This is a genomic window from Pseudomonas sp. HMSC063H08 (assembly GCF_001813645.1).
In the GTDB taxonomy this organism is placed as follows: domain Bacteria; phylum Pseudomonadota; class Gammaproteobacteria; order Pseudomonadales; family Pseudomonadaceae; genus Pseudomonas; species Pseudomonas aeruginosa.
The window spans coordinates 29942-52626 of sequence record NZ_KV813540.1 but is presented as its reverse complement, the minus strand read 5'-3'; the positions used below and the strand labels follow the sequence as shown (position 1 = coordinate 52626).

At 66.9% G+C, this 22685-nt stretch carries 20 protein-coding genes; 7 read left to right on the top strand and 13 right to left on the bottom strand.

Features of this window, described 5'->3' with window-relative positions; genetic code table 11:
• Positions 1-10: 10 nt before the first annotated feature.
• Positions 11-781 (bottom strand): NAD-dependent deacylase, encoded by a 771-nt coding sequence (locus HMPREF2924_RS22675; RefSeq protein WP_003133706.1) that lies wholly within the window; start codon positions 779-781, stop codon positions 11-13.
• 12 nt (positions 782-793) lie between these two features.
• Positions 794-2194: a transcriptional regulator DdaR gene (ddaR, locus tag HMPREF2924_RS22670; protein WP_003133709.1), complete on the bottom strand. Its 1401-nt coding sequence runs from the start codon at positions 2192-2194 to the stop codon at positions 794-796.
• Between the two features lie 210 nt (positions 2195-2404).
• Between ddaR and ddaH the strand changes: the two genes are divergently transcribed.
• Both ddaH and HMPREF2924_RS22660 read left to right on the top strand, forming a co-directional pair.
• Positions 2405-3169: a dimethylargininase gene (gene ddaH / locus HMPREF2924_RS22665; protein WP_003133711.1), complete on the top strand. Its 765-nt coding sequence runs from the start codon at positions 2405-2407 to the stop codon at positions 3167-3169.
• A gap of 104 nt (positions 3170-3273) precedes the next feature.
• Positions 3274-4692: a basic amino acid/polyamine antiporter gene (locus HMPREF2924_RS22660; RefSeq protein WP_003082465.1), complete on the top strand. Its 1419-nt coding sequence runs from the start codon at positions 3274-3276 to the stop codon at positions 4690-4692.
• A gap of 1 nt (position 4693) precedes the next feature.
• Here the strand turns inward: HMPREF2924_RS22660 and HMPREF2924_RS22655 are convergent, their stop codons facing one another.
• Together HMPREF2924_RS22655 and ttcA are read right to left on the bottom strand one after the other, a co-directional pair.
• Positions 4694-5365, bottom strand: a complete 672-nt coding sequence (locus tag HMPREF2924_RS22655) for a DNA-3-methyladenine glycosylase I (protein WP_003109213.1) — start codon at positions 5363-5365, stop codon at positions 4694-4696.
• A 46-nt stretch (positions 5366-5411) separates the two neighbouring features.
• The gene (gene ttcA / locus HMPREF2924_RS22650) at positions 5412-6236 is read right to left on the bottom strand and encodes a tRNA 2-thiocytidine(32) synthetase TtcA (protein WP_003082462.1); all 825 of its coding nucleotides are present in this window, start codon (positions 6234-6236) and stop codon (positions 5412-5414) included.
• Between the two features lie 102 nt (positions 6237-6338).
• Here ttcA and HMPREF2924_RS22645 point away from each other — a divergent pair, with 102 nt between their 5' ends.
• From HMPREF2924_RS22645 to HMPREF2924_RS22635, 3 genes are all read left to right on the top strand, one after another.
• Positions 6339-6932: a DNA-J related domain-containing protein gene (locus tag HMPREF2924_RS22645; RefSeq protein WP_003082458.1), complete on the top strand. Its 594-nt coding sequence runs from the start codon at positions 6339-6341 to the stop codon at positions 6930-6932.
• 158 nt (positions 6933-7090) lie between these two features.
• Entirely contained in the window at positions 7091-7690 is a 600-nt protein-coding gene (locus HMPREF2924_RS22640) for a Yip1 family protein (protein WP_003082455.1), read from the top strand.
• Positions 7691-7857: 167 nt separating this feature from the next.
• On the top strand, positions 7858-8355 hold the full coding sequence (locus HMPREF2924_RS22635) for a SprT family zinc-dependent metalloprotease (protein WP_003082453.1): 498 nt from the start codon (positions 7858-7860) through the stop codon (positions 8353-8355).
• Position 8356: 1 nt separating this feature from the next.
• Here the strand turns inward: HMPREF2924_RS22635 and HMPREF2924_RS22630 are convergent, their stop codons facing one another.
• The 4 genes from HMPREF2924_RS22630 to HMPREF2924_RS22615 form a co-directional block, all read right to left on the bottom strand.
• Positions 8357-9538, bottom strand: coding sequence for a CaiB/BaiF CoA transferase family protein (locus HMPREF2924_RS22630; RefSeq protein WP_003125017.1), 1182 nt, complete (start codon positions 9536-9538; stop codon positions 8357-8359).
• 88 nt (positions 9539-9626) lie between these two features.
• The gene (locus HMPREF2924_RS22625) at positions 9627-10766 is read right to left on the bottom strand and encodes an acyl-CoA dehydrogenase family protein (protein WP_003116345.1); all 1140 of its coding nucleotides are present in this window, start codon (positions 10764-10766) and stop codon (positions 9627-9629) included.
• A gap of 101 nt (positions 10767-10867) precedes the next feature.
• Positions 10868-11887 (bottom strand): LLM class oxidoreductase, encoded by a 1020-nt coding sequence (locus HMPREF2924_RS22620; protein ID WP_003133807.1) that lies wholly within the window; start codon positions 11885-11887, stop codon positions 10868-10870.
• The gene (locus tag HMPREF2924_RS22615) at positions 11884-12513 is read right to left on the bottom strand and encodes a glutathione S-transferase family protein (protein ID WP_003112463.1); all 630 of its coding nucleotides are present in this window, start codon (positions 12511-12513) and stop codon (positions 11884-11886) included. The genes HMPREF2924_RS22620 and HMPREF2924_RS22615 overlap by 4 nt, the downstream gene beginning before the upstream one ends.
• Positions 12514-12714: 201 nt before the next feature.
• On the opposite strand from HMPREF2924_RS22615, the gene HMPREF2924_RS22610 reads away from it, so the two are divergent.
• Positions 12715-13605 carry a LysR substrate-binding domain-containing protein gene (locus HMPREF2924_RS22610; RefSeq protein ID WP_003133808.1) on the top strand — a complete coding sequence of 297 codons (891 nt, stop codon included), beginning with the start codon at positions 12715-12717 and terminating at the stop codon, positions 13603-13605.
• A 74-nt stretch (positions 13606-13679) separates the two neighbouring features.
• Here the strand turns inward: HMPREF2924_RS22610 and dctA are convergent, their stop codons facing one another.
• Positions 13680-14990: a C4-dicarboxylate transporter DctC gene (gene dctA, locus HMPREF2924_RS22605; RefSeq protein WP_023124744.1), complete on the bottom strand. Its 1311-nt coding sequence runs from the start codon at positions 14988-14990 to the stop codon at positions 13680-13682.
• Positions 14991-15325: 335 nt separating this feature from the next.
• Between dctA and HMPREF2924_RS22600 the strand changes: the two genes are divergently transcribed.
• Complete coding sequence (locus HMPREF2924_RS22600) at positions 15326-16327, top strand: AraC family transcriptional regulator (protein WP_003133812.1); 1002 nt, start codon at positions 15326-15328, stop codon at positions 16325-16327.
• Between the two features lie 3 nt (positions 16328-16330).
• Here HMPREF2924_RS22600 and HMPREF2924_RS22595 read toward each other — a convergent pair whose 3' ends face one another.
• The 4 genes from HMPREF2924_RS22595 to HMPREF2924_RS22580 form a co-directional block, all read right to left on the bottom strand.
• A complete protein-coding gene (locus HMPREF2924_RS22595) occupies positions 16331-19693 on the bottom strand; it encodes a diguanylate cyclase (RefSeq protein ID WP_003133814.1) in 3363 nt (1120 codons plus the stop codon).
• Between the two features lie 101 nt (positions 19694-19794).
• Entirely contained in the window at positions 19795-21141 is a 1347-nt protein-coding gene (phoQ, locus tag HMPREF2924_RS22590; RefSeq protein WP_003082438.1) for a two-component system sensor histidine kinase PhoQ, read from the bottom strand.
• On the bottom strand, positions 21138-21815 hold the full coding sequence (gene phoP, locus HMPREF2924_RS22585; RefSeq protein ID WP_003082436.1) for a two-component system response regulator PhoP: 678 nt from the start codon (positions 21813-21815) through the stop codon (positions 21138-21140). The genes phoQ and phoP overlap by 4 nt, the downstream gene beginning before the upstream one ends.
• Positions 21816-21894: 79 nt before the next feature.
• On the bottom strand, positions 21895-22497 hold the full coding sequence (locus HMPREF2924_RS22580; protein ID WP_003082431.1) for an outer membrane protein: 603 nt from the start codon (positions 22495-22497) through the stop codon (positions 21895-21897).
• Positions 22498-22685: the final 188 nt, after the last annotated feature.

The window sequence follows — 22685 nt, the reverse complement described above, 5'->3', positions numbered from 1 at the left end:
TGCAAGTTTTTTATCGATAAATGTGACTTACCACCTGCGGCATGATGTCTAAGGCTCGTCCTGTCATTTTCACATCGACCCGCTCGCTGAGGTCGGTCACGCCAGGATTCACCTCCGCGGTGAAGCCTCCCGCCTGCCGCGTGCGCAACACCGGTTCGACGATATAGGGGAAGCTCGCGGTGGTTCCCACCACCAGCACCGCATCGAAGCCTTTGCGCAATTCGCGGTACAGGGTATCGATCGCCTCTTCCGGCAACATTTCCTCGAACAGCACCACCGGCGGCCGCAGCACCCCACCGCAAGCGGCGCAGCGCGGCGGCAACTGGCCGTGCAGATGCTCCTCCAGGCCGCCGCTCTCGGCACCGCAGGACTGGCAGTAGAGCGGCGCCAGTTCGCCATGGATCTCGATCAGCCGCTCGGCCGGCGAGCCGGCCTGGCGATGGAAGCCGTCGATGTTCTGGGTCAGCACCCAGCATTCCGGCTTGCGCTTCTGCAACTCGGCGATGGCTTCGTGGCCGGCGTTGGGTCGGGCCGCCAGGCAAGCCTTGCCGAGTTCCGCGAGGTACTTCCAGCACAGCGCCGGATCGCGCCGCAGCATCGGTCCGGAAAGTGCCGCCTCGATCGGCAGGCCCTCTTCCGTGCGACCGTTGTAGAGACCGCCGAGGCCGCGATAGGTGGGCATACCGGAGTCCGCGGAGAGGCCGGCGCCGGTGATGACCAGGATGCGTTCGGCGCGCCGCAGGGCCTGGGCGACGGTGGCGATCGGGCTGTGGCTGTCCATGGTTGGCTCCTGTCAGGCTGGCGGATCGAGGGAAGCCGGCAAGCCGAGCCGGCGCATGCGCCCGAGCAGGGTCGTGCGCGGAATCCGCAACCGGGCGGCGGCCCGGGAGAGATTGCCGCGCGCCTGGCGCAAGGCGTCTTCTATCAGGTTGCGCTCCTGTTGCGCCAGCGCCTCGCGCAGGCCTCCGACCGCCGCGCTGTTCATCGAGCGCGCGGCCTCGCCGCCCATGGCCTCGGCGCCGTCGTCGGCGAACGCCACCTCATCCAGCAGTGCGCCGCCCTCCCCGTGCAGCAACAGGCTGCGTCGGATCACGTTTTCCAGTTGCCGGACGTTGCCCGGCCAGTCGCAGGCCAGCAACTGCGCCAGCGCCCGTTCGCCAAGGGCGGTGACACGTGGGTTGAGGCTGCGCGCATCGCGACGGACGAACGCCCGTGCCAGCAGTTCCACATCGCCGGGGCGCTCGCGCAGCGGCGGGATGTACAGGCTGCCCACGTCCAGGCGGTAGTACAGGTCCTCGCGCAGGCGTCCCTCGGCGATCGCCTGGCGCGGCGGCTGGTTGCTCGCCGCGATCAGGCGTACATCGGCCCGCTGCGGGCTCAGGCTGCCCAGAGGCAGGTAGCTGCCGTCCTGCAGGACCCGCAGCAGCTTGCTCTGCATGGCCATCGGCATGGAATTGATCTCGTCGAGGAACAAGCTGCCGCCCTGCGCCAAGGCGAACATGCCCTTGCGGTTCTCGGCGCCGGTGAAAGCGCCGCGGGTGGTGCCGAACAGGGTACTTTCCAGCAGCGTCTCGGGAATCGCCGCGCAGTTCAGGCTGATCATCGGACCGCTGCGTCGCGGGCTCAGGGCATGGGCGCGACGGGCGAACAGTTCCTTGCCGGTGCCGGTCTCGCCATGGATCAGCAGCGGCAGGTCGGTGGCCGCGAAAACGTCCAGGCGCTGCAACTGCCGCAGCAGGCTCGGCGCCACGCTCAGGATGTTCGGGCAATCCGCCAGGCCTGCGGCCTCTTCGGTCTCGGCGACGACTTCGCCGAGCTCCATCGCGCCGAGCAGGCAACCGTCGCGCCCGCGCAGCGGGATCGCCCGGTGGCGATACTGCAACAGCTCGCCGCCGGCCCCCACGTAGGCCTGCAGCGTATCGATCGACGGCCGCCCTTCGGCCAGGCAACGCAACAGCGTGCTTTGCTCGGCCGCCAGCCAGGGAGCGCTCTGCAACAGGTGCATGCCCAGCGCCCGCTGCGGGTCGAGACCATCGAGCAGGCCGCTGGCACGGTTGTAGTAGACGAAGCGACCGGAGGGGTCGACCACCGTGACCGGTTGCCGCAGGCCGTCGAAAATCGGCGCCAGGCAGTCCACCAACCAGGCCAGTTCACCGCTTCGCGTGGAAATCGTCGGCTCCTCGACAAGCGCCATGCTCTCCCCCTCGGTTTCCCGGATGTCGAAATCTCGTCAGTTGTCCCATCTTCGACGCAGCGCGACCGAGCATCCTTGGCGTGGATCAACCAAGTCCTCGGAAAACCAGGAAAATCCTCCGATTTATCAAGGATTTCCAAGGCAATTCCCGGGCGTTGGCTGGCGCGTGGCTTGCAACGACCTCGTCGTCCCCACACGAGGAAAATCGTCATGTTCAAGCACATCATCGCTCGCACGCCCGCCCGCAGCCTGGTCGACGGCCTGACCTCCAGCCACCTCGGCAAGCCGGACTACGCCAGGGCCCTGGAGCAGCACAACGCCTACATCCGCGCCTTGCAGACCTGCGACGTGGACATCACCCTGCTGCCGCCGGACGAACGCTTCCCCGACTCGGTGTTCGTCGAGGACCCGGTGCTCTGCACCTCGCGCTGCGCCATCATCACCCGCCCCGGCGCCGAATCGCGGCGCGGCGAGACCGAGATCATCGAGGAAACCGTGCAGCGCTTCTATCCGGGCAAGGTCGAGCGCATCGAGGCACCCGGCACGGTGGAAGCCGGCGACATCATGATGGTCGGCGACCACTTCTACATCGGCGAATCGGCCCGCACCAACGCCGAGGGCGCCCGGCAGATGATCGCGATCCTGGAGAAACATGGCCTCAGCGGCTCGGTGGTGCGCCTGGAAAAGGTCCTGCACCTGAAGACCGGGCTCGCCTACCTGGAACACAACAACCTGCTGGCCGCCGGCGAGTTCGTCAGCAAGCCGGAGTTCCAGGACTTCAACATCATCGAGATCCCCGAAGAGGAGTCCTACGCAGCCAACTGCATCTGGGTCAACGAAAGGGTGATCATGCCCGCCGGCTATCCCCGGACCCGCGAGAAGATCGCCCGCCTCGGCTACCGGGTGATCGAGGTGGACACCTCCGAATACCGCAAGATCGACGGCGGCGTCAGTTGCATGTCACTGCGCTTCTGAACCATGCCGCGGCGGACCGACCCGCCGCCTCCCGCCGTCGCACCCCGGCGCAGGCTCCGCCTGCGCCTGGCGCGACATACCGGATGCAGTTTCGGAGGTGCCACATGGCCGATTCGGACAAGGGAAAACTGGGGCTGCCGGCGCTGACCGCGCTGGTGGTGGGCGGCATCATCGGCAGCGGCATCTTCAGCCTGCCGCAGAACATGGCCGAAGGCGCAGGCGCAGGCGCGATCCTGATCGCCTGGGCGATCACCTTCGTCGGCATGCTGACCCTGACGCGGATATTCCAGTGGCTGTCGACCACCCGCCCCGAACTGGACGACGGCGTCTACGGCTACGCCCGCGAAGGCTTCGGCGAATACCTGGGGTTCAATGCCGCCTGGGGCTACTGGATTTCCGCCTGGGTCGGCAACGCCGGCTACCTGGTGGTGCTGTTCAGCGCCCTCGGCTCATTCGGCGCGCTGGCCTTCTTCGGCGACGGAACCACCTGGCCGGCGCTGCTCGGCGAATTGACGGTGCTCTGGCTGATGCATGCCTTCGTCCTCCACGGCGTGCACAACGCGGCGATCACCAACGCTATCGTAACCCTCGCCAAGGTGGTGCCGATCGCCCTGTTCATCCTCTGCGTAGCCCTGGCCTTCCGCATCGAGACCTTTCACCTGGACTTCTGGGGCAGCCCGGCACTGGGCAGCGTCACCCGCCAGGTGGAAACCACCATGCTCTACACCGTCTGGGTATTCCTCGGCATCGAGAGCGCCACGGTCTATGCCAGCCACGCGCGGCACGCGGCCGATGTCAGCCGCGCAACCCTGCTCGGCTTCGTGGTCACCCTGCTGTTGCTGGTCTGCGTCTCGGTGCTGTCGCTGGGCGTGGTGCCGCAGCACGAACTGGCGCAGATGAAGAACCCCTCGATGGCCCAGGTGATGGCCGCGGCGGTGGGCCCCTGGGGCGCCACGCTGATCAACGTCGGGCTGATCGTTTCGGTCGGCGGCGCGCTGCTGGCCTGGACCATGCTCGCGGTGGAAATGCTCTACCTGGCCAGCCGTGGCCCAACGCACACCGCGCCGGCACTGTTCGGCCGCACCAATGCGGTGGAAACCCCAGCGCCGGCACTGTGGCTGACCAGCACGCTGATCTCTGCGCTGCTGCTGGTGGCCTTCCTCAACGCCTCGGGCTACAACGCGCTGATCCAGTTGGCCACCTCGATGGCGCTGATCCCCTACCTGCTCTGCGCCGGCTTCTGCCTGAAGCTGGTGGCGCGCCGCCCGCACTCGGGCGCGATGCTGGCGCTGGCGCTGTTGGGGACGCTCTACGGGGTTTGGCTGATCTACGCCGCCGGGCTGAAATACCTGCTGCTGTCGATGATCCTCTACGCGCCGGGCCTCGGCTTCTTCCTGCATGCCCGTCGTCAGCGCGGTCTGCCGGCGTTCGGCAATCGCGCCGAAGGCAGCGTCGCGGCGCTGGTGCTGGTCCTCGCGCTGGCGGCGCTATGGATGATCGGCAGCGGTCGGCTGAGCCTCTAGCTCAGTGATTGACCGTATGCGCCAGCATCACCGACAGCTGGCACAGCGGCCGGCCGCTCTCCTCGCGCCACTGGTTGAAGGCTCCCTGGACGGCCGCCAGGTCCTTGAGGCTGGTGGGCGGTTTGTCGATGATCTCCTGGGCCTTCAGCGCGGCGACCATGTCGTCGCTGGGAATGAAGGTATCCTTGCCGGCCATCCGCAGGAAACGCGGCGCCGACAAGCCGCCGAGCTGGTTGCCGCGCTTGGACAGCAGCTTCCACAGGCCGACGATGTCGGTTTCCGGCCAATCCGCGAGGAAGTTGCCGAAGCTGCCATGCTCGCGGGCCAGGTCGAGCACCATCTGCGCATTGCGCGGCACGCTCTTGAGCTTGCCCAGGTGGCGGATCAGGCGGGCGTCCTGCATCAGCCGCTCGAGATGCTCGGCGCTCATGAGCACGACCTTCTGCGGATCGAAGCCGAAGAACACTTCCTCGAAGGCCGGCCACTTGGCGTCCACCAGGCTGTGCTTGAGGCCGGCGCGGAAGATCCGCAGGCTGATCAGCGACAGGTAGCGGTCGTCGCCCAGCGCGCACAGCTCGGCGGCGCTCTTCGGCTGCGGCAGGCGCGCTTCCAGCGCCTCCCTGGAGCCGAAGCGGTTCAGGCAGTATTCGTACATCCAGGCGTAGTCGCGCATCGGGAATCCTTGCAGACCGGAGAGAAGAACTGACCCGCGGCGCGGCTCAGAGGTTCATCACGTCGAGGAAGCGCGGCGTGGCGTTCTCGTCGATGCGCAGGTTGGCGAAGTCGAACAGGTTGCGGTCGGCCAGTTGCGACGGCACCACGTTCTGCAGGGCGCGGAACATGATCTCGGTACGCCCCGGCGACTTGCGTTCCCATTCCAGCAGCATTTCCTTGACCACCTGGCGCTGCAGGTTCTCCTGCGAACCGCAGAGGTTGCAGGGGATGATCGGGAACTCCTTGAGCTGGGAATAGGCCTCGATGTCCTTCTCGCTGCAATAGGCCAGCGGCCGGATCACCACGTTGCGCCCGTCGTCGGCCAGCAGCTTCGGCGGCATGGCCTTCAGGGTGCCGCCGTAGAACATGTTGAGGAAGAAGGTTTCGAGGATGTCGTCGCGATGGTGACCGAGGGCCATCTTGGTCGCGCCGATCTCGTCGGCGAAGGTGTACAGCGTGCCGCGGCGCAGGCGCGAGCACAGCGAGCAGGTGGTCTTGCCTTCCGGGATCTTCTCCTTGACCACCGAGTAGGTGTCCTTCTCGACGATGTGGTACTCGACGCCGATCGACTTCAGGTACTCCGGCAGGACGTGCTCGGGAAAACCGGGCTGCTTCTGGTCCATGTTCACCGCGACGATCTCGAAGCGGATCGGCGCGACCTTCTGCAGGTAGAGCAGGATGTCGAGCATGGTGTAGCTGTCCTTGCCGCCGGACAGGCAGACCATGACCTTGTCGCCATCCTCGATCATGTTGAAGTCGGTGATGGCCTCGCCGGCCAGGCGGCGCAGGCGCTTCTGCAGTTTGTTCTGATTGACCGAAAGGGTGCCCATGGTGCTCTGGAATCCGGGTGTTCGAGGAGAAAAGCTGGCTATTTTACGCACAAAGCGACGCCGACCCCAGCCCCTCCCGACGCCCGATGCTAGTCTTGCCCCATGACTCCCGACCTCGACCACCGCCTCGACCTCGCCGGGCAGATCCTCTGCCTGCTGCGCGAGCATCCCGAGGGGCTTTCCGAATACCAGTTGATCCAGCTGCTGAAGGCCCGCCATTCGACGCATATCCCCCATCGCGAACTGGCCGACAAGCTGGTGCTGTTCCGCACCCATTTCCTCCTGTTCAACGCGCTCTACCACCTGCGCGACCACCTCTGGGCCGAGCGCGAGGCGCACCTGGAGATCAGCCCGCTGAGCCTGCGCCTGCATCCTTACGTGGATGGCACGCAGGCGCTGGAACAGGGCGATCCGCTGCGCGACTACTACCTCGACCTGCGTCACCTGGGGGAGACCAGCGAGGCCGACGTCGAGCGGTTGCTGCAGAGTTTCTGGACGCGCATGCAGGGCAGCGAGGAGAAGGCCGCCGCCCTCGCCCTGTTCGAGCTGGAAGGCGCGGTCGACTATCCCGCCATCAAGCTGCGCTACCGGCAACTGGTCAGCCAGCACCATCCCGACCGCGGCGGCAGCACCGCGCGCCTGCAATCGATCAACAAGGCGATGGAAATACTGCAACGCTATTACAGCCGGCCGTGAAGCTTCGATTTGCTCTAACCCCGCGAGCGACGCGGGGTCGGGCCGTTCCTATACTGCGACATAAGGTCGCATAGGTCGGCCGAGCACCGGGTGGCGCTGTCCATGCGCGCCCGGCGCTTCGCTGGGGGGCGACCACATAAGAACGAGGAGGAAACGGCATGATCCATCATGTATGGGGGCTCTTCACCCATCCCGATCAGGAATGGCAGGAAATCCGTGGCGAAGAAGAAAGCATCAGCCACATGTACCTGACCCACATCCTGATCCTGGCTGCCATTCCGGCGATTTCCGCCTATATCGGCACGACCCAGGTCGGCTGGGTGGTCGGCGGCGGCGATCCGGTCAAGCTGACCCAGGCCAGCGCGTTGCAGATGACGGTCCTCACCTACCTGGCGATGCTCGCCGGGGTGGCGGTGATGGGCGCGTTCATCCACTGGATGGCGCGGACCTACGACGCCAACCCGAGCCTGACCCAGTGCATCGTGTTCGCCGCCTACAACGCCACGCCGCTGTTCATCGCCGGGCTGGCGGCGCTGTATCCGCACCTCTGGCTGGGAATGATCGTCGGGGTGGCGGCGATCAGCTACACGGTCTACCTGCTCTACGTGGGGATTCCCACCTTCATGAACATCCACAAGGACGAAGGCTTCCTGTTCTCCAGCTCGGTGCTGGCGGTGGGCCTGGTGGTGCTGGTGGCGATGATCGCCCTGTCGGTGATCCTCTGGGGCAGCGGGGTCGGCCCGGAATACACCAGCTGACGTCCAGCGAACGCATCGTACGACCGGGCCGCGGGCAACCGCCGCCCGGTTTTTTCTTGCCCGCCGCCGCGCTTGCCTGATCCTGCACCCCGGACGAGCGGTCGTCCCGACACCTGCGCCCGCCCTCCTGTCTCCGGCATAATCGCCCGCTGCTGGAGTCTTCCCGAATGCCCGAACACCTCAACGCCCGCGTCGAGGCCTGCTATCGGCAGGCCGAACACTTCTTCCAACGCAGCTTCCCCCGCCCGACCGTCAGCTTCCGCCTGCGCGGCCAGAAAGCCGGGGTCGCCCATCTCGACGAGAACCTGCTGCGCTTCAATCCCCAGCTGTACCGCGAGAACCGCGAGCACTTCCTGGAACAGACCGTGGCCCACGAAGTCGCGCACCTGATCGCGCACCAGTTGTTCGGCCCGCGCATCCGCCCCCACGGCGAGGAGTGGCAGTTGATCATGCGCGGCATCTACGGCCTGCCGCCGGACCGCTGCCACACCTACGCGGTCAAGCGCCGCGCCACCACCCGCTACCTGTACCGCTGCCATTGCCCGGAGCACAACGACTTCCCGTTCTCCCCGCAACGCCACACCCTGGTGGCCAAGGGGCGCCGCTACTACTGCCGGCGCTGCAAGGCGACCCTGGTGTTCACCGGCGAAGTGCTCCGCGAGTGATTCAGGCGATGGCCCCGGCCGCCTTCAGCTCGGCGATCCGTTCGGCGGAGTAGCCCAGGCCTTCGAGCACCGCCACGGTGTCGGCGCCGAGCGCCGCGCCGATGTGGCGAGGCGCCGGCAGGCCGGCGGAAAACTTGATCGGACAGGCCATCTGCGCCTGGCTGCCGCCGTCCGCCAGCGGCACCCGGGCGACCAGCCCGCGCGCCTGCAACTGCGGGTGTTCCAGCGCCTCGGAGAGCGGCAGCAGCGGCTCCACGCAGGCATCCAGGGCGGCGAACACCGCCTGCCATTCGGCGAAGTCGCGTTTCTCGAACTCCATCTCGATCTCGCGCTTCAGCGCCCGCTGCTCTTCCGGCTTCGGCGACAGGCCGCGGGCGGCCAGTTCCGGGCGGCCGATGGCGGCGCAGAACTGCTGCATGAACTGCGGTTCCAGGCTGCCCACCGAGAACCAGCGGCCATCGCGGGTGCGGTAGTAGTCGTAGAAGCTGCCGCCGTTCAGCGCCAGCGCCTCCATCTCCGGCTCGACCCCGGCCGCGAGATAGCCTGCACCGGCCATGCCGTTCAGGCTGAAGACGCAGTCGGTCATGCTGATGTCGACGAACTGCCCCTCGCCGGTCTGCTGCCGGTGGATGACCGCCGCCAGCAGGCCCATCACGCCATGCAACGAACCGCCGGCGAGGTCCGCCAGTTGCACCCCCAGCGGCAACGGGCCACGCTCGCGGCGCCCGGTGTAGCTGGCGACGCCGGCCAGCGCCAGGTAGTTGATGTCATGCCCGGCGCGCTCGCGGTACGGCCCGGTCTGGCCGTAGCCGGTGATGGCCACGTAGATCAGCCGCGGGTTCGCCGCCTTCAGCGCCTCGTAGCCGACGCCGAGCTTGTCCATCACCCCCGGACGGAACTGTTCGAGGACGATGTCGTATTCGCGTACCAGCTCCAGCACCACCTCGCGTGCGCCCTGCCGCTTCAGGTCGAGGCCGATGGAACGCTTGTTGCGGTTCAGGTAGGCATGGCTGGCCGAGGTGCCGTCGACGTGCGGCGGCAGCACCCGCACAAGGTCCATGCGCCCGGGCGACTCCACGCGCAGCACGTCGGCCCCCATGTCGGCCAGCAGCAGCGAGGCGAACGGCCCCGGCAACAGGGTCGAGAAATCCAGCACTTTCAACGATGACAACGGGCCTTTCATGCTCCCTCCTCTGGGTCGCCGGGCATTGGTCGGGATCGCCTGCGGAGCAGCCTATCCACCCGCCACGCGGCGCGACATGGCCGTGGCGTCAGAGCTTCATGCCGCGGCTGATGATCTCTTTCATGATCTCCGAGGTACCGGCGAAGATCCGCTGGATGCGGGCGTTGGCGTACATCCTGCAGATCGGATACTCCCACATGTAGCCCCAGCCGCCATGCAGTTGCACGCCTTCGTCGACCACCTTGCCCAGCAGCTCGGTGGTGAACAGCTTGGCTTCGGCGGCGACCTCGGGGGACAGCTTCTTCTGGTTGTGGTCCATCACGCAGCGGTCGGTGAAGACCTGCGCCACGTCGATCTGGGTACGCATTTCGGCGAGCTTGAAGCGGGTGTTCTGGAAGTGCGCCACCGGCCGGCCGAAGGCCTGGCGCTCCTTCACGTAGTCGATGGTCGCCTGCAACGCCGCCTCGGCCCCGGCCACCGCGCCGCAGGCGTTGGTCAGGCGCTCCTGGGCGAGCATGTTCATCAGGTAGAAGAAGCCGCCCTTGGCGTCGCCCAGCAGGTTTTCCTTCGGCACCCGCACATTGTTGAAGAACAGCTCGGCGGTGTCCTGGCTCTTCATGCCGAGCTTCTTCAGGTTGCGCCCGCGCTCGAAGCCTTGCATGCCGCGCTCCACCAGGAACAGGCCCATGGCGTGCTTGTTCGCCGGATCGGTCTTCGCCGCGACGATCACCAGGTCGGCCAGCAGGCCGTTGGAGATGAACACCTTGGAGCCGTTGAGCAGCCAGTGGTCGCCCTTGTCCACCGCGGTGCTGCGCATGCCGGCCAGGTCGGAGCCGGCGGACGGCTCGGTCATGGCCACGGCGAGGATGGTCTCGCCACGGACGATCCCCGGCAACAGGCGGGCCTTCTGCTCGGCGCTACCGTATTCGGCGATGTACGGCCCGCACAACGCCGAGTGCAGCGGGATCATGAAGCCCGGCTCGTTGATCCGCGCCAGCTCCTCGCACATGATCTGCTCGTAGCGGAAGTCCTTGAGCCCGGCGCCACCGTACTCCTCGTCCGCCCAGGGCAGCAGGAAGCCCACCTCCCCCGCCTTCCTCCAGACAGCGCGGTCGACCACCCCGGCCTCTTCCCAGGCGTCCTGGTGCGGCACCACCTCTTTGTCGAGAAAGGCGCGGAAGGCATCGCGGAACAGGTTGTGTTCGGTCTCGAAGATCTGCCGTTGCATGTACGGGGACTCCCTGCGGTCAGTGGTTCCGCAGGGTAGGCGGCGCCGGCCGGCGCCCTCAATGACGCGAGCGCTCAGGCTCGGTTGACCGAATCGGTCAGCTACCAGTCCATGCTCGCCGGCTGCACGCCCGGGTGGGACGGGAACAACGGCAGCACCTCCTCGGCCAGTTCCTGGATGACTTCCGCTGCCGGCCTGGCGGAGAACTGGATGCCCAGGGCGGCATGGTTGACGCCCGCCGCGCGCCATTCGCCGAGCAGCTCGATCAGGCCGTTGCGCCCGGTGCGCAGGACGTAGCCGCCGTGCAACGGCGTACGCGGATACGCCGGGTCGTCCACCAGGTCCAGCCATTCGTTGGTCATGTGCGGGCGGAACCCGCCGTCCGCGATGGACCTCCTCCAGGCGCGGATCTTCCCGGCCAGGCGACGTGGCCCGGACGCATCGACAGTCGACTCCGGATAGGTCAGCCAGCCATCCGCCTGGCGTGCCAGCCAGTCCGCCGGCTGCCGCGCGGAGCCGGTGACGACCAGCGGGATGGCGCCGGCCGGCGGACGCGGCAACAGTTCGGCGTCGTCCAGCGTACCGAGCGGCGAGGCGACGTGCCGGCAGCCGTGCAGCAGCTGGCGCAGGTAGTCCAGGCCCTGGGCGAACCGCTCGCCGCGCTGCGCATGCTCCAACCCGTAGGCGGGGAACTCCACCGGCCGGTCGCCGGAGGCGAGGCCCAGCACCAGGCGTCCGCCGGACAACCGGTCGACGCTCGCCGCGGCCTTGGCCAGGTCGACCGGTTGGCGCAGGGAAAGCACCGCGCTGCCGGTGGCCAGGGCGATACGGCGGGTCCGCCCGGCCAGATAGCCAAGATAGGTGAACGGATCGAACACTTGTCCGGCATCGCCGAAGCGTGGGTCGAACAACGGTACGTCGCGTACCCAGACGGCGGCGAATCCCAGTCGATCGATGTCTTCGACCAGCCGCGCCTGGCCCAGCAGCACCCGCATGTCGCCCTGGTAGAAACGCAACGGCAGGAACAGGCCCAGGGTCAGCGCGTCTGCGGCGAACATGCGCCGATAGCCAGGGTGCCCGACGAAGGCCGGCGCCGAGGCGCCTTGCAGCAGGGCGCTCATGGACCCACCGCCGGTTCCGGCAGGAGGATCCCGCGCTGCACCGCAGGCCGCAGGGCCATGCGCCGGTGCCAGTCGTCCAGGTGGCGATAATGACTGAAGTCGAAGTCGACGATCCGCGCCGTATGGGTCCAGCCGAAGGTGGCGATATCGGCGATGGAGTATTGCTCACCGGCCAGCCAGGGCCGTCCGGCCAGGCGCTGGTCGAGGGTGGCGAAAACCTCCTCGGAGAGCCGCCGATAGCGTTCGATGGCCGGCGGGTACCGCTCTTCGGCGAAGATCTCGAAATGCACGCGCTGGCCGAGGATGGGGCCCATGCTGGAAGCATGGAAAGTCAGCCAGGTCAGGGCCTCCCAGCGTTCCCGGGGGGCGTCGGGAAGCAACCGCCCGCTGGTCTCCGCCAGGTACTGCAGGATCGCCGCCGACTCGAACAGGGTGATGCCGGCGGCCCGGTCTACCAGCACCGGTATCCGGCCATGTGGATTCAGGCGCAGGAATTCCGGGCGGCGTTGCTCGCCATGGTCGATGCGAACGTGGTGCAGTGCGTAGGGCAGCCCCAGTTCCTCGAGGGCGATGGTGATCTTGAATCCGTTGGGTGAACTGTCGCTGTAGAGCTGGAGGGAAGGCATGGCAAGTATCCTTGCAGCGCTGGACTATCCGGCGCCTGGGCGATGGGGGCGGCGCCGACCGGGGAAACCGCCTCGGCCGCTTCCCGCACACCGAAGAAAGCAGCTAGGCTAAAGTCTCTCGTTTCGCCACACATGCTGAAGCCCAGGTCGGCGGATGAAAAACGATCCTTTCTACAACCTGTTTATAGAAAAACTGAATTCATGGGTGCCGTCCTCCCGCTCCTCGCGCTACGCGCTTTCGTCGAAACCGCCCGCCATGGCAATCTCACCCGCGCGGCCGCGGCCATGGGCGTCACTCCCGGCGCGGTAAGCCAGCAGCTCAGGGCTCTGCAGGCGCGCACCGGCGTCGTCCTGTTCCAGCGCTTCAGCCATGGCATGCGCCTGACGCCGGAGGGCGAGCAGGTCTATCCCGGCTTCCGCCAGGCCTTCGAGCAGATCACCGCGAGCCTTGCCCAGCTGGAGGCGATCAATGCCCGCCAGACCCTCACGGTCAGCACCGAGCCCTCCTTCGCCGCCACATGGCTGGTGCCGCGCCTCGGTCAATTCAGCGCGTCGCACCCGCAGGTGGAAGTCCGCGTGGAGGCTACGGCACTGCTCGCCGACCTGCGCCGGGAACGAATCGACGTCGCCATCCGCCACGGGCTCGGCGACTACCCCGGACTCGACGTGCAGGCGCTGATGGCCCCGCCGCTGATCCCGGTGGCCAGCCCGCGCCTGCTGGCGGAAGGCCCTGAGATCCGCGAAGCGATCGATTGCCTGGCCTACCCGCTGTTGCAGGAGTCGGAGCGCAATGACTGGCGCCTGTGGCTGCGGGCGATGGAGGTGGAGGACGACCCGCGCAGCGAGAGAGGTCCGGCTTTCGCCGACGACCTGCTGCTGGTTCGCGCCGCCGAGGCCGGCCAGGGTATCGCGCTGGTACGGGAGATCCATGCCCGCGCCGAGATCGCCAGCGGCCGCCTGGCGGTCGCCCTCGAGCGGCCCTGGCCGAGCCGCTTCGCCTATTACGCGGTGAGCCTGCCAGGAGCGGCGCAACGAGCACCCCTCTCGCTGTTCCTCGCCTGGCTGCGCGAGCAGGCCGCTGCCGAGGCATAAAAAAACCCGCCACGAGGGCGGGTTCGAAGGGCGGCAGGGAGCTCTTCACTTCCCCCTGCCGAACAGGTTTGAGCTTAGACCGCTTCGCGGCCGCCCACCGGAATATCGCTGGCAGGCGACGAAGCGTTGCCCTCGCCGGCCAGTTCGCGCTGCAAGGTGCCCTCGTCGAGCTGCTTGCACCACTTGGAAACCACTACCGTGGCCACGCCGTTGCCGACCAGGTTGGTCAGCGCGCGGGCTTCGGACATGAAGCGGTCGATGCCGAGGATCAGCGCCAGGCCGGCGACCGGCAGGTGGCCGACGGCGGAAAGGGTCGCGGCGAGCACGATGAAGCCGCTGCCGGTGACGCCGGCGGCGCCCTTGGAAGCGATCAGCAGCACCAGCAGCAGGGTGATCTGGTGGGTGATGTCCATCGGCGTATCGGTGGCCTGGGCGATGAACACCGCGGCCATGGTCAGGTAGATCGAGGTGCCGTCGAGGTTGAAGGAGTAACCGGTGGGAATCACCAGGCCGACCACCGACTTGTTGCAGCCGAGCTTCTCCATCTTGTCGATCATCCGCGGCAGGGCCGACTCGGAAGACGAGGTGCCCAGCACGATCAGCAGTTCCTCGCGGATGTACTTGATGAAGCGCAGGATGCTGAAGCCGTGGGCGCGGGCGATGCCGCCGAGGACGATGAGCACGAACAGGATGCAGGTGATGTAGAAGCACAGCATCAGTTGGCCGAGCTGCACCAGCGAACCCACGCCGTAGGCGCCGATGGTGAAGGCCATGGCGCCGAACGCGCCGATCGGGGCGACCTTCATGATCACGTTGATGATGTTGAACATCACGCGGGAGACGCGCTCGATGAACTCGAACACCGGCTTGCCGTAGCTGCCCAGGCGATGCAGGGCGTAGCCGAAGAGCACGGAGAAGAACAGGACCTGGAGGATGTCGCCGTTGGCGAACGCGCCGACCACGGTGCCGGGGATCACGTTCATCAGGAAGTCGACGGTGCTCTGCTTCTCGCCGGCAGCGGCGTAGGCAGCGATCTTGCTGGTGTCGAGGGTGTTCGGGTCGACGTGCATGCCGGCGCCCGGCTGGACCACGTTGACCACTACCAGGCCGATGATCAGGGCCACGGTGGAGACGACCTCGAAGTACAGCAGCGCCATGCCGCCGGTCTTGCCGACCGACTTCATGCTCTGCATGCCGGCGATGCCGGTGACCACGGTGCAGAAGATGATCGGCGCGATGGCCATCTTGATCAGCTTGACGAAGCCGTCGCCGAACGGCTTCATCGCCACCGCCGTTTCCGGGTACCAGTGGCCGAGCGCGATACCGATGGCGATGGCGACCAGAACCTGCACGTACAGGCTCTTGTAGAAGGGTTGTTTGGTCATGGGCAGAGTCCTCACGGGGGCGCTTCGCCAGTTCCCTGGAACGCGCTCACCGGTAGCGTTACCCCCCTTGCTGGGGAGATTTTTTGTCGTGAACCGCCGCGGCGGAACCTTGCCCAGGCATTGCAGAGGCTGTGCCAGGATGCTCTTTCTCTAAATAAAATCCTTATATATCAACAAGTTAAATAAAAAATGAAAATTGCATAGCGGGCTAAGCGTGGCGGATTACCGCCCGGCGGGCCGGCTGTGCCGCGCGAGCATGGCGGGAGTCCGCCACCACCCTTGTCGTCTTCCGGGTGGCGCCCTACCATCGCCGTTCCAACAACAAGGACGCCGCCATGCGTGAGCGCACCATCGCCAGCCATTTCGTCCGCGCCGCGTTGCGCGGGGCCACGCGCCAAGGCCTGGACGGCCCCGCCCTGCTGCGTCGCGCCGGCATCCAGCCGGCCCTGCTGGACGAACCGCGGGCACGCATCGCGCCGGAGCAGTTCACCCGCCTGATGCAGTTGCTCTGGGAAGTGCTGGACGACGAATACATGGGCTTCGGCGAAGTCCGCAGCAAGCGCGGCACCTTCGCCATGATGTGCCACACCCTGATTCATTGCCGGACCCTGGAAAAGGCCCTGCAGCGCGGCGAACTGTTCTACGGCCTGTTCCCCCAGGCGCCGCTGATCCACCTGCGGCGCGAAGGCGACCTGGTGCGCCTGAGCCTCGAGGAACGCCACCTGTCGGACCCGGATCACTTTCTCGCCGAAAGCCTGCTGGTGATCTGGCACCGCCTCGCCAGTTGGCTGATCGGCCAGCGCATCCGCCTGGAGGAAGCCACCTTCAGCTACCCGGCGCCGGACCACCAGGCCGAGTACGACCTGCTGTTTCCCTGCCCCCGGCGGTTTTCCGCCGGCTGCACCAGCCTGCTGTTCGCCGCCCGCTACCTGGGCATGCCGCTGCTGCAGGACGAACGCACCCTCAAGCAGTTCCTCCAGCACTCTCCCGCCGACCTGCTGGCGCGCCCGGACGGCGGCGACAGCCTGACCAGCCAGATCCGCCGCCTGCTCGGCCGCGACTGCCGGCGCTGGCCGGACCTCGACCAGGTCGCCCGCCAGCTGCACATGAGTTCGCAGACCCTGCGACGCCACCTGCGCGAGGAAGGCGGCAGCTTCCAGCAACTCAAGGACCACCTGCGCCGCGACCTGGCGATCTACCACCTGGGTCGGGACGAGCTGTCGATCCAGGACATCGCCGAGCAGCTCGGCTTTTCCGAGCCCTCGGCCTTCCATCGCGCGTTCAAGAAGTGGACCGGCCTCACCCCCGGCGCGTACCGGCACCAGGCGGAAGCCTGAAGCTCAGCCCAGCTCCTGGCGACGAAGCCCGCTGCGCAGTTGGTCGAGCACCGTGGCGAACGGCTGCGGCCGCCCGACCGCGTAGCCCTGGGCGAAATCCACCCCGAGGCGCGCCAGGTGATCGAGGATTTCCCGGCTCTCGACGAACTCGGCCACGGTCACCGCGCCCAGGCGGTGGGCGATCTGGTTGATGGAGTCGACGATGGCCTGGTCCACTGGGCTCTTGTCCAGGTTGCGGACGAAGCTGCCGTCGATCTTGATCACGTCGACGACGAAATTCTTCAGGTAATTGAAGGAACTCAGGCCGGAGCCGAAGTCGTCCAGCGCCACCTTGCAGCCGAGGTCGCGCAGCTTGGCGACGATCCGCGAAGCCACCGACAACTGGTTCATCAACGCCGTCTCGGTCAGCTCGAAGTACAGGCGCTCCGGCCTCAGCGGCGAGTGTTCGATGCGATCCAGCAGGTAAGGCAGGAACAGCGGGTCGTTGAGCGAGTTGCCGGACAGGTTGATGCCGATGCTCAGGCCCTCCACCGCGGCGATCCGCGCGCCGAAGTTGATCAGCGCCTCGTTGATCACCCAGCGGTCGATGCTGGCCATCAGGTTGAAGCGCTCGGCGGCCGGGATGAAGGCGCCCGGCGGAGTCATCTGGCCATCCGGATCGTACAGTCGCAGCAGCAGCTCGTAGTGCCGGTCGCCGTCGCGGCGGGGGCCGACCGGGACGATCTCCTGCGCCTGCAACTGGAAGCGGTCGTTCTCCAGGGCCTCGCGCAGCCCGCTGGCGAGGAGTATGTCGCGGTGCTGGCGCTCCACTTCCTCATGGCCGAACTGGTACACCGAGACCCGGTTGCGCCCGGCATGCTTGGCCGCGTAGCAGGCCACGTCGGCCTGGCTCATCAGTTCGCTGGTGCTGCGCGAGGTGGCGGTAAGGGCGGTGATGCCGATGCTCGCGCCCACGTCGTAGAGCCGCCCTTCCCAGGGGAAGCGCACCGAGCAGATCTGCTCGATGAGCTTGCTCGCCACCTGCTCCGCCTCCGCCAGGTCGCAATCGAACAGCAGCAGGCCGAACTCGTCGCCGCCCAGCCGCGCCAGGGTGTCGGAGGCGCGGGTGCGGTCGGCGAGAATCCGGCTCAGCTCACGCAGCAGCATGTCGCCCGCCGCGTGCCCGGCGGAATCGTTGACCACCTTGAAGCGGTCGAGGTCGATGAAGCACAGCGCATGCTGGGTCGCCCGCTCCTGGGCGTTGGCCAGGGCGCGTTGCAGCTCCTCCTCGAACTTGGTGCGGTTGAACAGCCCGGTGAGGGCATCGTGGGAGGCGTGATAGCTCAGCTCGCGCTGCATCGCCCGGGCCTTGGTGACGTTCTGGAACACCAGCACGGTGCCGATGATCTCGCCATCGCGGGTGCGCACCGGCGCCGCGCAATTCTGGATATCGTGCTGCTCGCCCTTGCGGCTGATCAGCGTGGCGCCGTCCTCCAGGTAGAACACCCGGGTGTTCTGCAGGCAGCGTCGCACCGGGCTTTCCAGGGCCTCGCCGGTGTCGCTGTCGAGCACGTTGAAGACCAGTTCGTGGGGCGCGCCGATGGCGTCCTGCAAGGTCCAGCCGGTCATCGCCTCGGCCACCGGGTTCATGAAGGTCACGCGGCCGCCGGCGTCGGTGGTCAACACGGCATCGCCGATGGAATACAGGGTCACCTGCAGGCGTTCCTTTTCCTCGTGCAGGGTTTCCGCCAGGGTGCGGATCTCGGTGATGTCGCTGTTGATGCCGATCATCCGCACCGGACGGTTGTCCTCGTCGCGCGTCAGCGTGGCGATCGCCCGCAGGTGGCGAACCTCGCGGTTGGGGCGGACGATACGGAACTCGCAGTCGAATTTCTGCAACCCGCTGACGGCGCGCTCCAGCTCGCGCAGCACGCGGTCGTGATCCTCGGCATGCAGGCTCGCCTTCCACTGCTCCACCGTGGTCTCCCCGGGACCGCTGCGGATGCCGTACAGGTCGAACATGCGGAAATCCCAGTGCAGGCGGTTGCGCGCCAGGTCCCACTCCCAGATGCCGATCTGCCCGGCGTCGGTGGCCAGCTTGATCCGTTCGGCGAGGCGCTCGCGCTCCAGCTCGGCACGCTTGCGACTGTCGATATCCTCCACCTGGGTGACGAAGTACTGGGCGACTCCCTCCTCGTCGCGCACCAGCGACACGCTGATGCGCGCCCAGAAGGTTTCGCCGTCCTGGCGCAGGTAGCGCTTCTCCATCTGGTAGGAGTTGATACGCCCGGCGAGCAGGTCGCGCACCAGGTCGAGGTCCAGTTCCAGGTCGTCCACATAGGTGATCTCCTGGAACGACAGCTCGCCCAGGCGTTCGGCGGAATAGCCGAGCATCCGGCACAGCGCCTCGTTGACCTTGAACAGCCGCCCCTCCAGCGACACCAGGGCCATGCCGATCGCCGAGAATTCCATGGCGCCGCGGAACTGCGCCTCGCCGATGGCCACCTGATGCTGCTCGCGGCGGCTGCGCTCCATGATCACCGAGACCAGGAAGGCGGGAATGAGGGTCAAGGCCATCGGCAGGTACAGCAGCGGCTCGCCGAAACGCTGCTGGGACGACTCGGGGACGAACACGCCGAGGGCGATCAGCACGGCGATGAAACAGGTGTTCAGGCAGCCGATCAGCGCGGTGCCGAACACGCTGGTGCTGGCGGCGGCCACCAGCAGCGGCAGGAGCACGTAGATGAAGGCGTAGGGCAGGCGCGTCAGGGCCACGAAGCTGATCACCAGGGTCACCAGCAGGAGCATCGCGTTGTCCACTCCCGCCCGCCCCGACAGAGCGTGACGCCAGGCCGCCAGGTTGCTGGCCATGCACAACGGCAGCAGCGCGAGCATGCCCATCGCATCGCCCACATACCAGCGCGCCCACATTTCCGGGAAACGCCCCATGCCGAAGACGCTGACCAGCACCGCGCCCACCGAGGCACCGAGCAAGGGCGGGATCAGCGCGCCGGCCCAGAGCACGCGAACCGCCGAATGCAGGTTGAACTCGAAGTCCTCGCGCACCCGGTTGATGCGTAACAGCATCGCGGCGAAGATCGCTTCGCTCAGGTTGGCCGGCAGGAACGCCGTGCTCATCCACAGGCTGTCGCCATACAGGCGGTTGGCCGCCAGGTTGGCCACGGCGGAGCAGAGCAGGATCGCCGGCCACTGGCGCAGCGGCGCGCGCAGCAGGGCGGCGGTGAGGATCGCGTTGGGCAGCCAGATCGCCGCGATGGTGGCAGGCTGGCGCGACAGGTAGATGCAGGCCAGGGCGGCGAGAAAGAACAGCACACCGGCCTGGATGCCCGCCCACAAGCCCCTGTCGTCGGTTTTGCCACTGAACATCCGCTCGAATCCCCGGTACCTGCGTCAAAGGAACTGCGCCAGCCGAACAGACTTCAGCGTAGCGCGGAAACACCTCAGACGTAGGTAACGGCCGCCAAGTCTCAGACTGTAGCGAAACGTATGCGGAAGCAGGCGCCGCCCAGCTCGGAATCGTCCAGGCTCAGTTCGCCGTCGTAGCTCTCGATGATGTCCAGCGCCACGGCCAGGCCGATGCCCTGCCCCGGGTGCTGGGTATCGGCGCGCTCGCCGCGGCGGATGATTCGTGCGCGCTGTTCGGCAGGCACTCCGGGACCATCGTCCTCGACCCACAGCTCCGAGTAACCCGGCCCCAGCCGGGCGCCCACGCGGACCCGGCCCAGGCACAGGCGATAGGCGTTCTCCAGCAGGTTGCCGAGCAGTTCCAGCAGCGCGCCGCGCTCCACCGGCACGCTGAAGGACGGCGAGAAGTCCCGCTGCAGGCTCACCCGCTTGTCGCGATAGACCTTGTCCAGCGCGTCGCACAGGGTCTCCACCAGCGGCGCCAGTTGCTCGCGATGGCGTACCAGGCCGCTCTTGCGCAGGCTGGCGCGCTGCAACTGATAGCCTATCTGCTGGCTCATGCGCTCGATCTGGCCCTGTAGCACCCGCACCTGCTCGCGGTTGCCGGGCTCCTCGGCGAGCTGGTCGCCGACCCCCTGCAAGACCGCCAGCGGCGTCTTCAGACTGTGCGCCAGGTCGCCGAGGGAGTGGCGGTAGCGCTCGCGCTGCTTGTGCTCGCTGCGCAACAGGCGGTTCAGCGAGTGGGTCAGGCGCAGCAGCTCGCGCGGATGCTCCTCGCTCAGGCTCTCGCGCTCGCCGGATTCGATCTGGTCCAGCTCGGAACTCAACCCGCGCATCGCCCGGAAGCCCCAGGTCAGGCCCAGCCAGAGCAGCCCGAGCAAGACCAGCAGGGCGCCGCCGAGCCACAGGTAGAGCTGCTCGCGGAACCCCTTGAGCAGGCTCTCGAACTCGCTGACCGATTGCATGGTGACGATGCTGTAGGCCGCCTGCTTGCCGCGCAGCAGGTCGATCTCGACGTCGAACACGAAGAACTCCTCGCCCTTCGCGTCGCGGGTGGTGTGGAATTCATTGCCGCGGCCGTCGTAGCGCGGCGTGTAGTTGATCGACTCGTCGGCCGCCGAGGTGGAGCGCCAGAGCAGATCGCCATTCTGGTCGTAGATATAGCCGAGGACCTTGGCCTCCGGCAGGTTGAACTCCTCCACCGGCAGGTGCTCGGGCATCACCAGGCGGCCCTTCTCCACCCGCGCCGCCGAGACCAGGGTCGCCACGTCGGCGGCCAGGCGCTGCTCGATGGTGTTCTCCAGGGCGATGCCGAAGGCCCGCTGCAGGGCCGGCAGCAGCGCCAGCATGAACAGCACCGCCAGGGCGGCGGCGCCGAGCATCAGGCGGATGCGCAGGGAACGGATCACCGGCAGCGCTCGGTGAACAGGTAGCCCTGGCCGCGCACCGTATCGATCGGCTTGAAGCCGCCGCAGGCCTCCAGCTTGCGCCGCAGGCGGCCGACCAGCACCTCGATGACGTTGGCGTCGCGCTCCTCGTCGTCGGGATAGAGCTGTTCCATCAGGCGTTCCTTGGCCACCACCTGCTGGTGATGCCGCATGAGGTATTCGAGGATGCGGTATTCGTAGGCGGTCAGCGCCACCGGTTGCTCCTCGACCAGCGCCTGCTTGCGGTTCAGGTCGAGGACCAGGGGGCCGGCCTCGATGGTCGACTGGACGAACCCCGAGGAGCGTCGCAGCAACGCGTTCAGGCGCGCTTCCAGTTCCTCGAACTGGAACGGCTTGACCACGTAGTCGTCGGCCCCGGCGGCCAGGCCTTCGACCTTGTCCTGCCAGTTGCCGCGGGCGGTGAGGATCAGGATCGGGAAGGACTTGCCCTGCGAACGCAGCTCGCGGATCAGGTCCAGGCCGCTCATGCCCGGCAGGCCGAGGTCGATCACCGCCAGGTCGTGGTGGTATTCGCTGACCCGGTAGAGGGCTTCCTCGGCATCCGGTACCGCGTCCACCACGTGCCCCTGTTCACCCAGGCGGGTATAGAGGTGGTGGCGCAACAGCGCCTCGTCTTCCACTACCAGCAGTTTCATGAGGTTCCTCCGGATGAGATGCGGCCGGACCTTCCGGCCCGGCCATCGAAGCATGCCCTCGCGGGCGCTGCGCGGTCATTTAGAACTTGTAGTTGGCGCCCAGGTAGAATTGCGAGCTGCTGTGCAGGTCCAGGGAGCCCAGCTTGTTGCCGCCATGCGGGGTCATCTCGGTGCTGGCGTTGGTGCGCAGGTAACGATAGCCGCCTTCGATCGAGGCATTCTTGCTCAGCTCCTGCAGGATACCGGCCTGCAGCCCGGCAGCGTAGCCGACATCGCTGTCGCGCTTGAAGCCCTTGCCGTCCTGTTCCAGCTTGACCAGGCCGAGGGTGGCACCGCCGAACAGCTTGGTGTTGTTGTCGCCGATCGGCAGGAAGGCGTCGTAGCTGCCGAGCAGGTTCTGCTGGCGCAGCTTGTTGCCGCTGCTGGTGTCGGAGATGTTCTCGTAGGTCGCGTAGTAGCGGCCCTGCTCGAACTGCTGGCCGGCGCGGATGCCCCAGGTGCCGGTGTTGTCGATCACCTTGTCGAGGTTCGGGCTGTTCAGGTTGCGGTTCAGCGACTTGGATTTCTGGATGTTGTTGCTGGTCTCGCCCCAGGTCAGGCCGACGAAGTTGTCGGCGGCCTGGACGCCGGCGGCGGAACCCAGCAGGGCGGTGGCGATGAAGAGAGTCTTGAGTGCTTTCATGGTGTTTCTCCGTTCTGCGAGAGTCGTGTCGTTCACGGCTTGCAGAGTACGGACAGGGTACTGAACCGCCCCTGAACGCTTGCTGAACCCGGGCTGAACGACTCGCGTTTGCCGGCGAACGCTCTGTTTCCAGGCTGCCGCGCGCCGGCTCGGCGAGGTTTTTGCCCGTACTGCAAGTAGGGTCTAGG

Excerpts from the sequence above, each read along its gene's own strand:
- dctA (WP_023124744.1), bottom strand. The coding sequence starts at position 14,990 with ATGACCAAACAACCCTTCTACAAGAGCCTGTACGTGCAGGTTCTGGTC.
- HMPREF2924_RS22615 (WP_003112463.1), bottom strand. The coding sequence starts at position 12,513 with ATGCCTTCCCTCCAGCTCTACAGCGACAGTTCACCCAACGGATTCAAG.
- HMPREF2924_RS22645 (WP_003082458.1), top strand. The coding sequence starts at position 6,339 with ATGACTCCCGACCTCGACCACCGCCTCGACCTCGCCGGGCAGATCCTC.
- HMPREF2924_RS22625 (WP_003116345.1), bottom strand. The coding sequence starts at position 10,766 with ATGCAACGGCAGATCTTCGAGACCGAACACAACCTGTTCCGCGATGCC.
- ttcA (WP_003082462.1), bottom strand. The coding sequence starts at position 6,236 with ATGGGCACCCTTTCGGTCAATCAGAACAAACTGCAGAAGCGCCTGCGC.
- HMPREF2924_RS22635 (WP_003082453.1), top strand. The coding sequence starts at position 7,858 with ATGCCCGAACACCTCAACGCCCGCGTCGAGGCCTGCTATCGGCAGGCC.
- HMPREF2924_RS22600 (WP_003133812.1), top strand. The coding sequence starts at position 15,326 with ATGCGTGAGCGCACCATCGCCAGCCATTTCGTCCGCGCCGCGTTGCGC.
- phoP (WP_003082436.1), bottom strand. The coding sequence starts at position 21,815 with ATGAAACTGCTGGTAGTGGAAGACGAGGCGCTGTTGCGCCACCACCTC.
- HMPREF2924_RS22660 (WP_003082465.1), top strand. The coding sequence starts at position 3,274 with ATGGCCGATTCGGACAAGGGAAAACTGGGGCTGCCGGCGCTGACCGCG.
- HMPREF2924_RS22630 (WP_003125017.1), bottom strand. The coding sequence starts at position 9,538 with ATGAAAGGCCCGTTGTCATCGTTGAAAGTGCTGGATTTCTCGACCCTG.
- HMPREF2924_RS22675 (WP_003133706.1), bottom strand. The coding sequence starts at position 781 with ATGGACAGCCACAGCCCGATCGCCACCGTCGCCCAGGCCCTGCGGCGC.
- HMPREF2924_RS22580 (WP_003082431.1), bottom strand. The coding sequence starts at position 22,497 with ATGAAAGCACTCAAGACTCTCTTCATCGCCACCGCCCTGCTGGGTTCC.
- HMPREF2924_RS22620 (WP_003133807.1), bottom strand. The coding sequence starts at position 11,887 with ATGAGCGCCCTGCTGCAAGGCGCCTCGGCGCCGGCCTTCGTCGGGCAC.
- ddaH (WP_003133711.1), top strand. The coding sequence starts at position 2,405 with ATGTTCAAGCACATCATCGCTCGCACGCCCGCCCGCAGCCTGGTCGAC.
- HMPREF2924_RS22640 (WP_003082455.1), top strand. The coding sequence starts at position 7,091 with ATGATCCATCATGTATGGGGGCTCTTCACCCATCCCGATCAGGAATGG.
- ddaR (WP_003133709.1), bottom strand. The coding sequence starts at position 2,194 with ATGGCGCTTGTCGAGGAGCCGACGATTTCCACGCGAAGCGGTGAACTG.
- HMPREF2924_RS22610 (WP_003133808.1), top strand. The coding sequence starts at position 12,715 with ATGGGTGCCGTCCTCCCGCTCCTCGCGCTACGCGCTTTCGTCGAAACC.
- HMPREF2924_RS22655 (WP_003109213.1), bottom strand. The coding sequence starts at position 5,365 with ATGCGCGACTACGCCTGGATGTACGAATACTGCCTGAACCGCTTCGGC.
- HMPREF2924_RS22595 (WP_003133814.1), bottom strand. The coding sequence starts at position 19,693 with ATGTTCAGTGGCAAAACCGACGACAGGGGCTTGTGGGCGGGCATCCAG.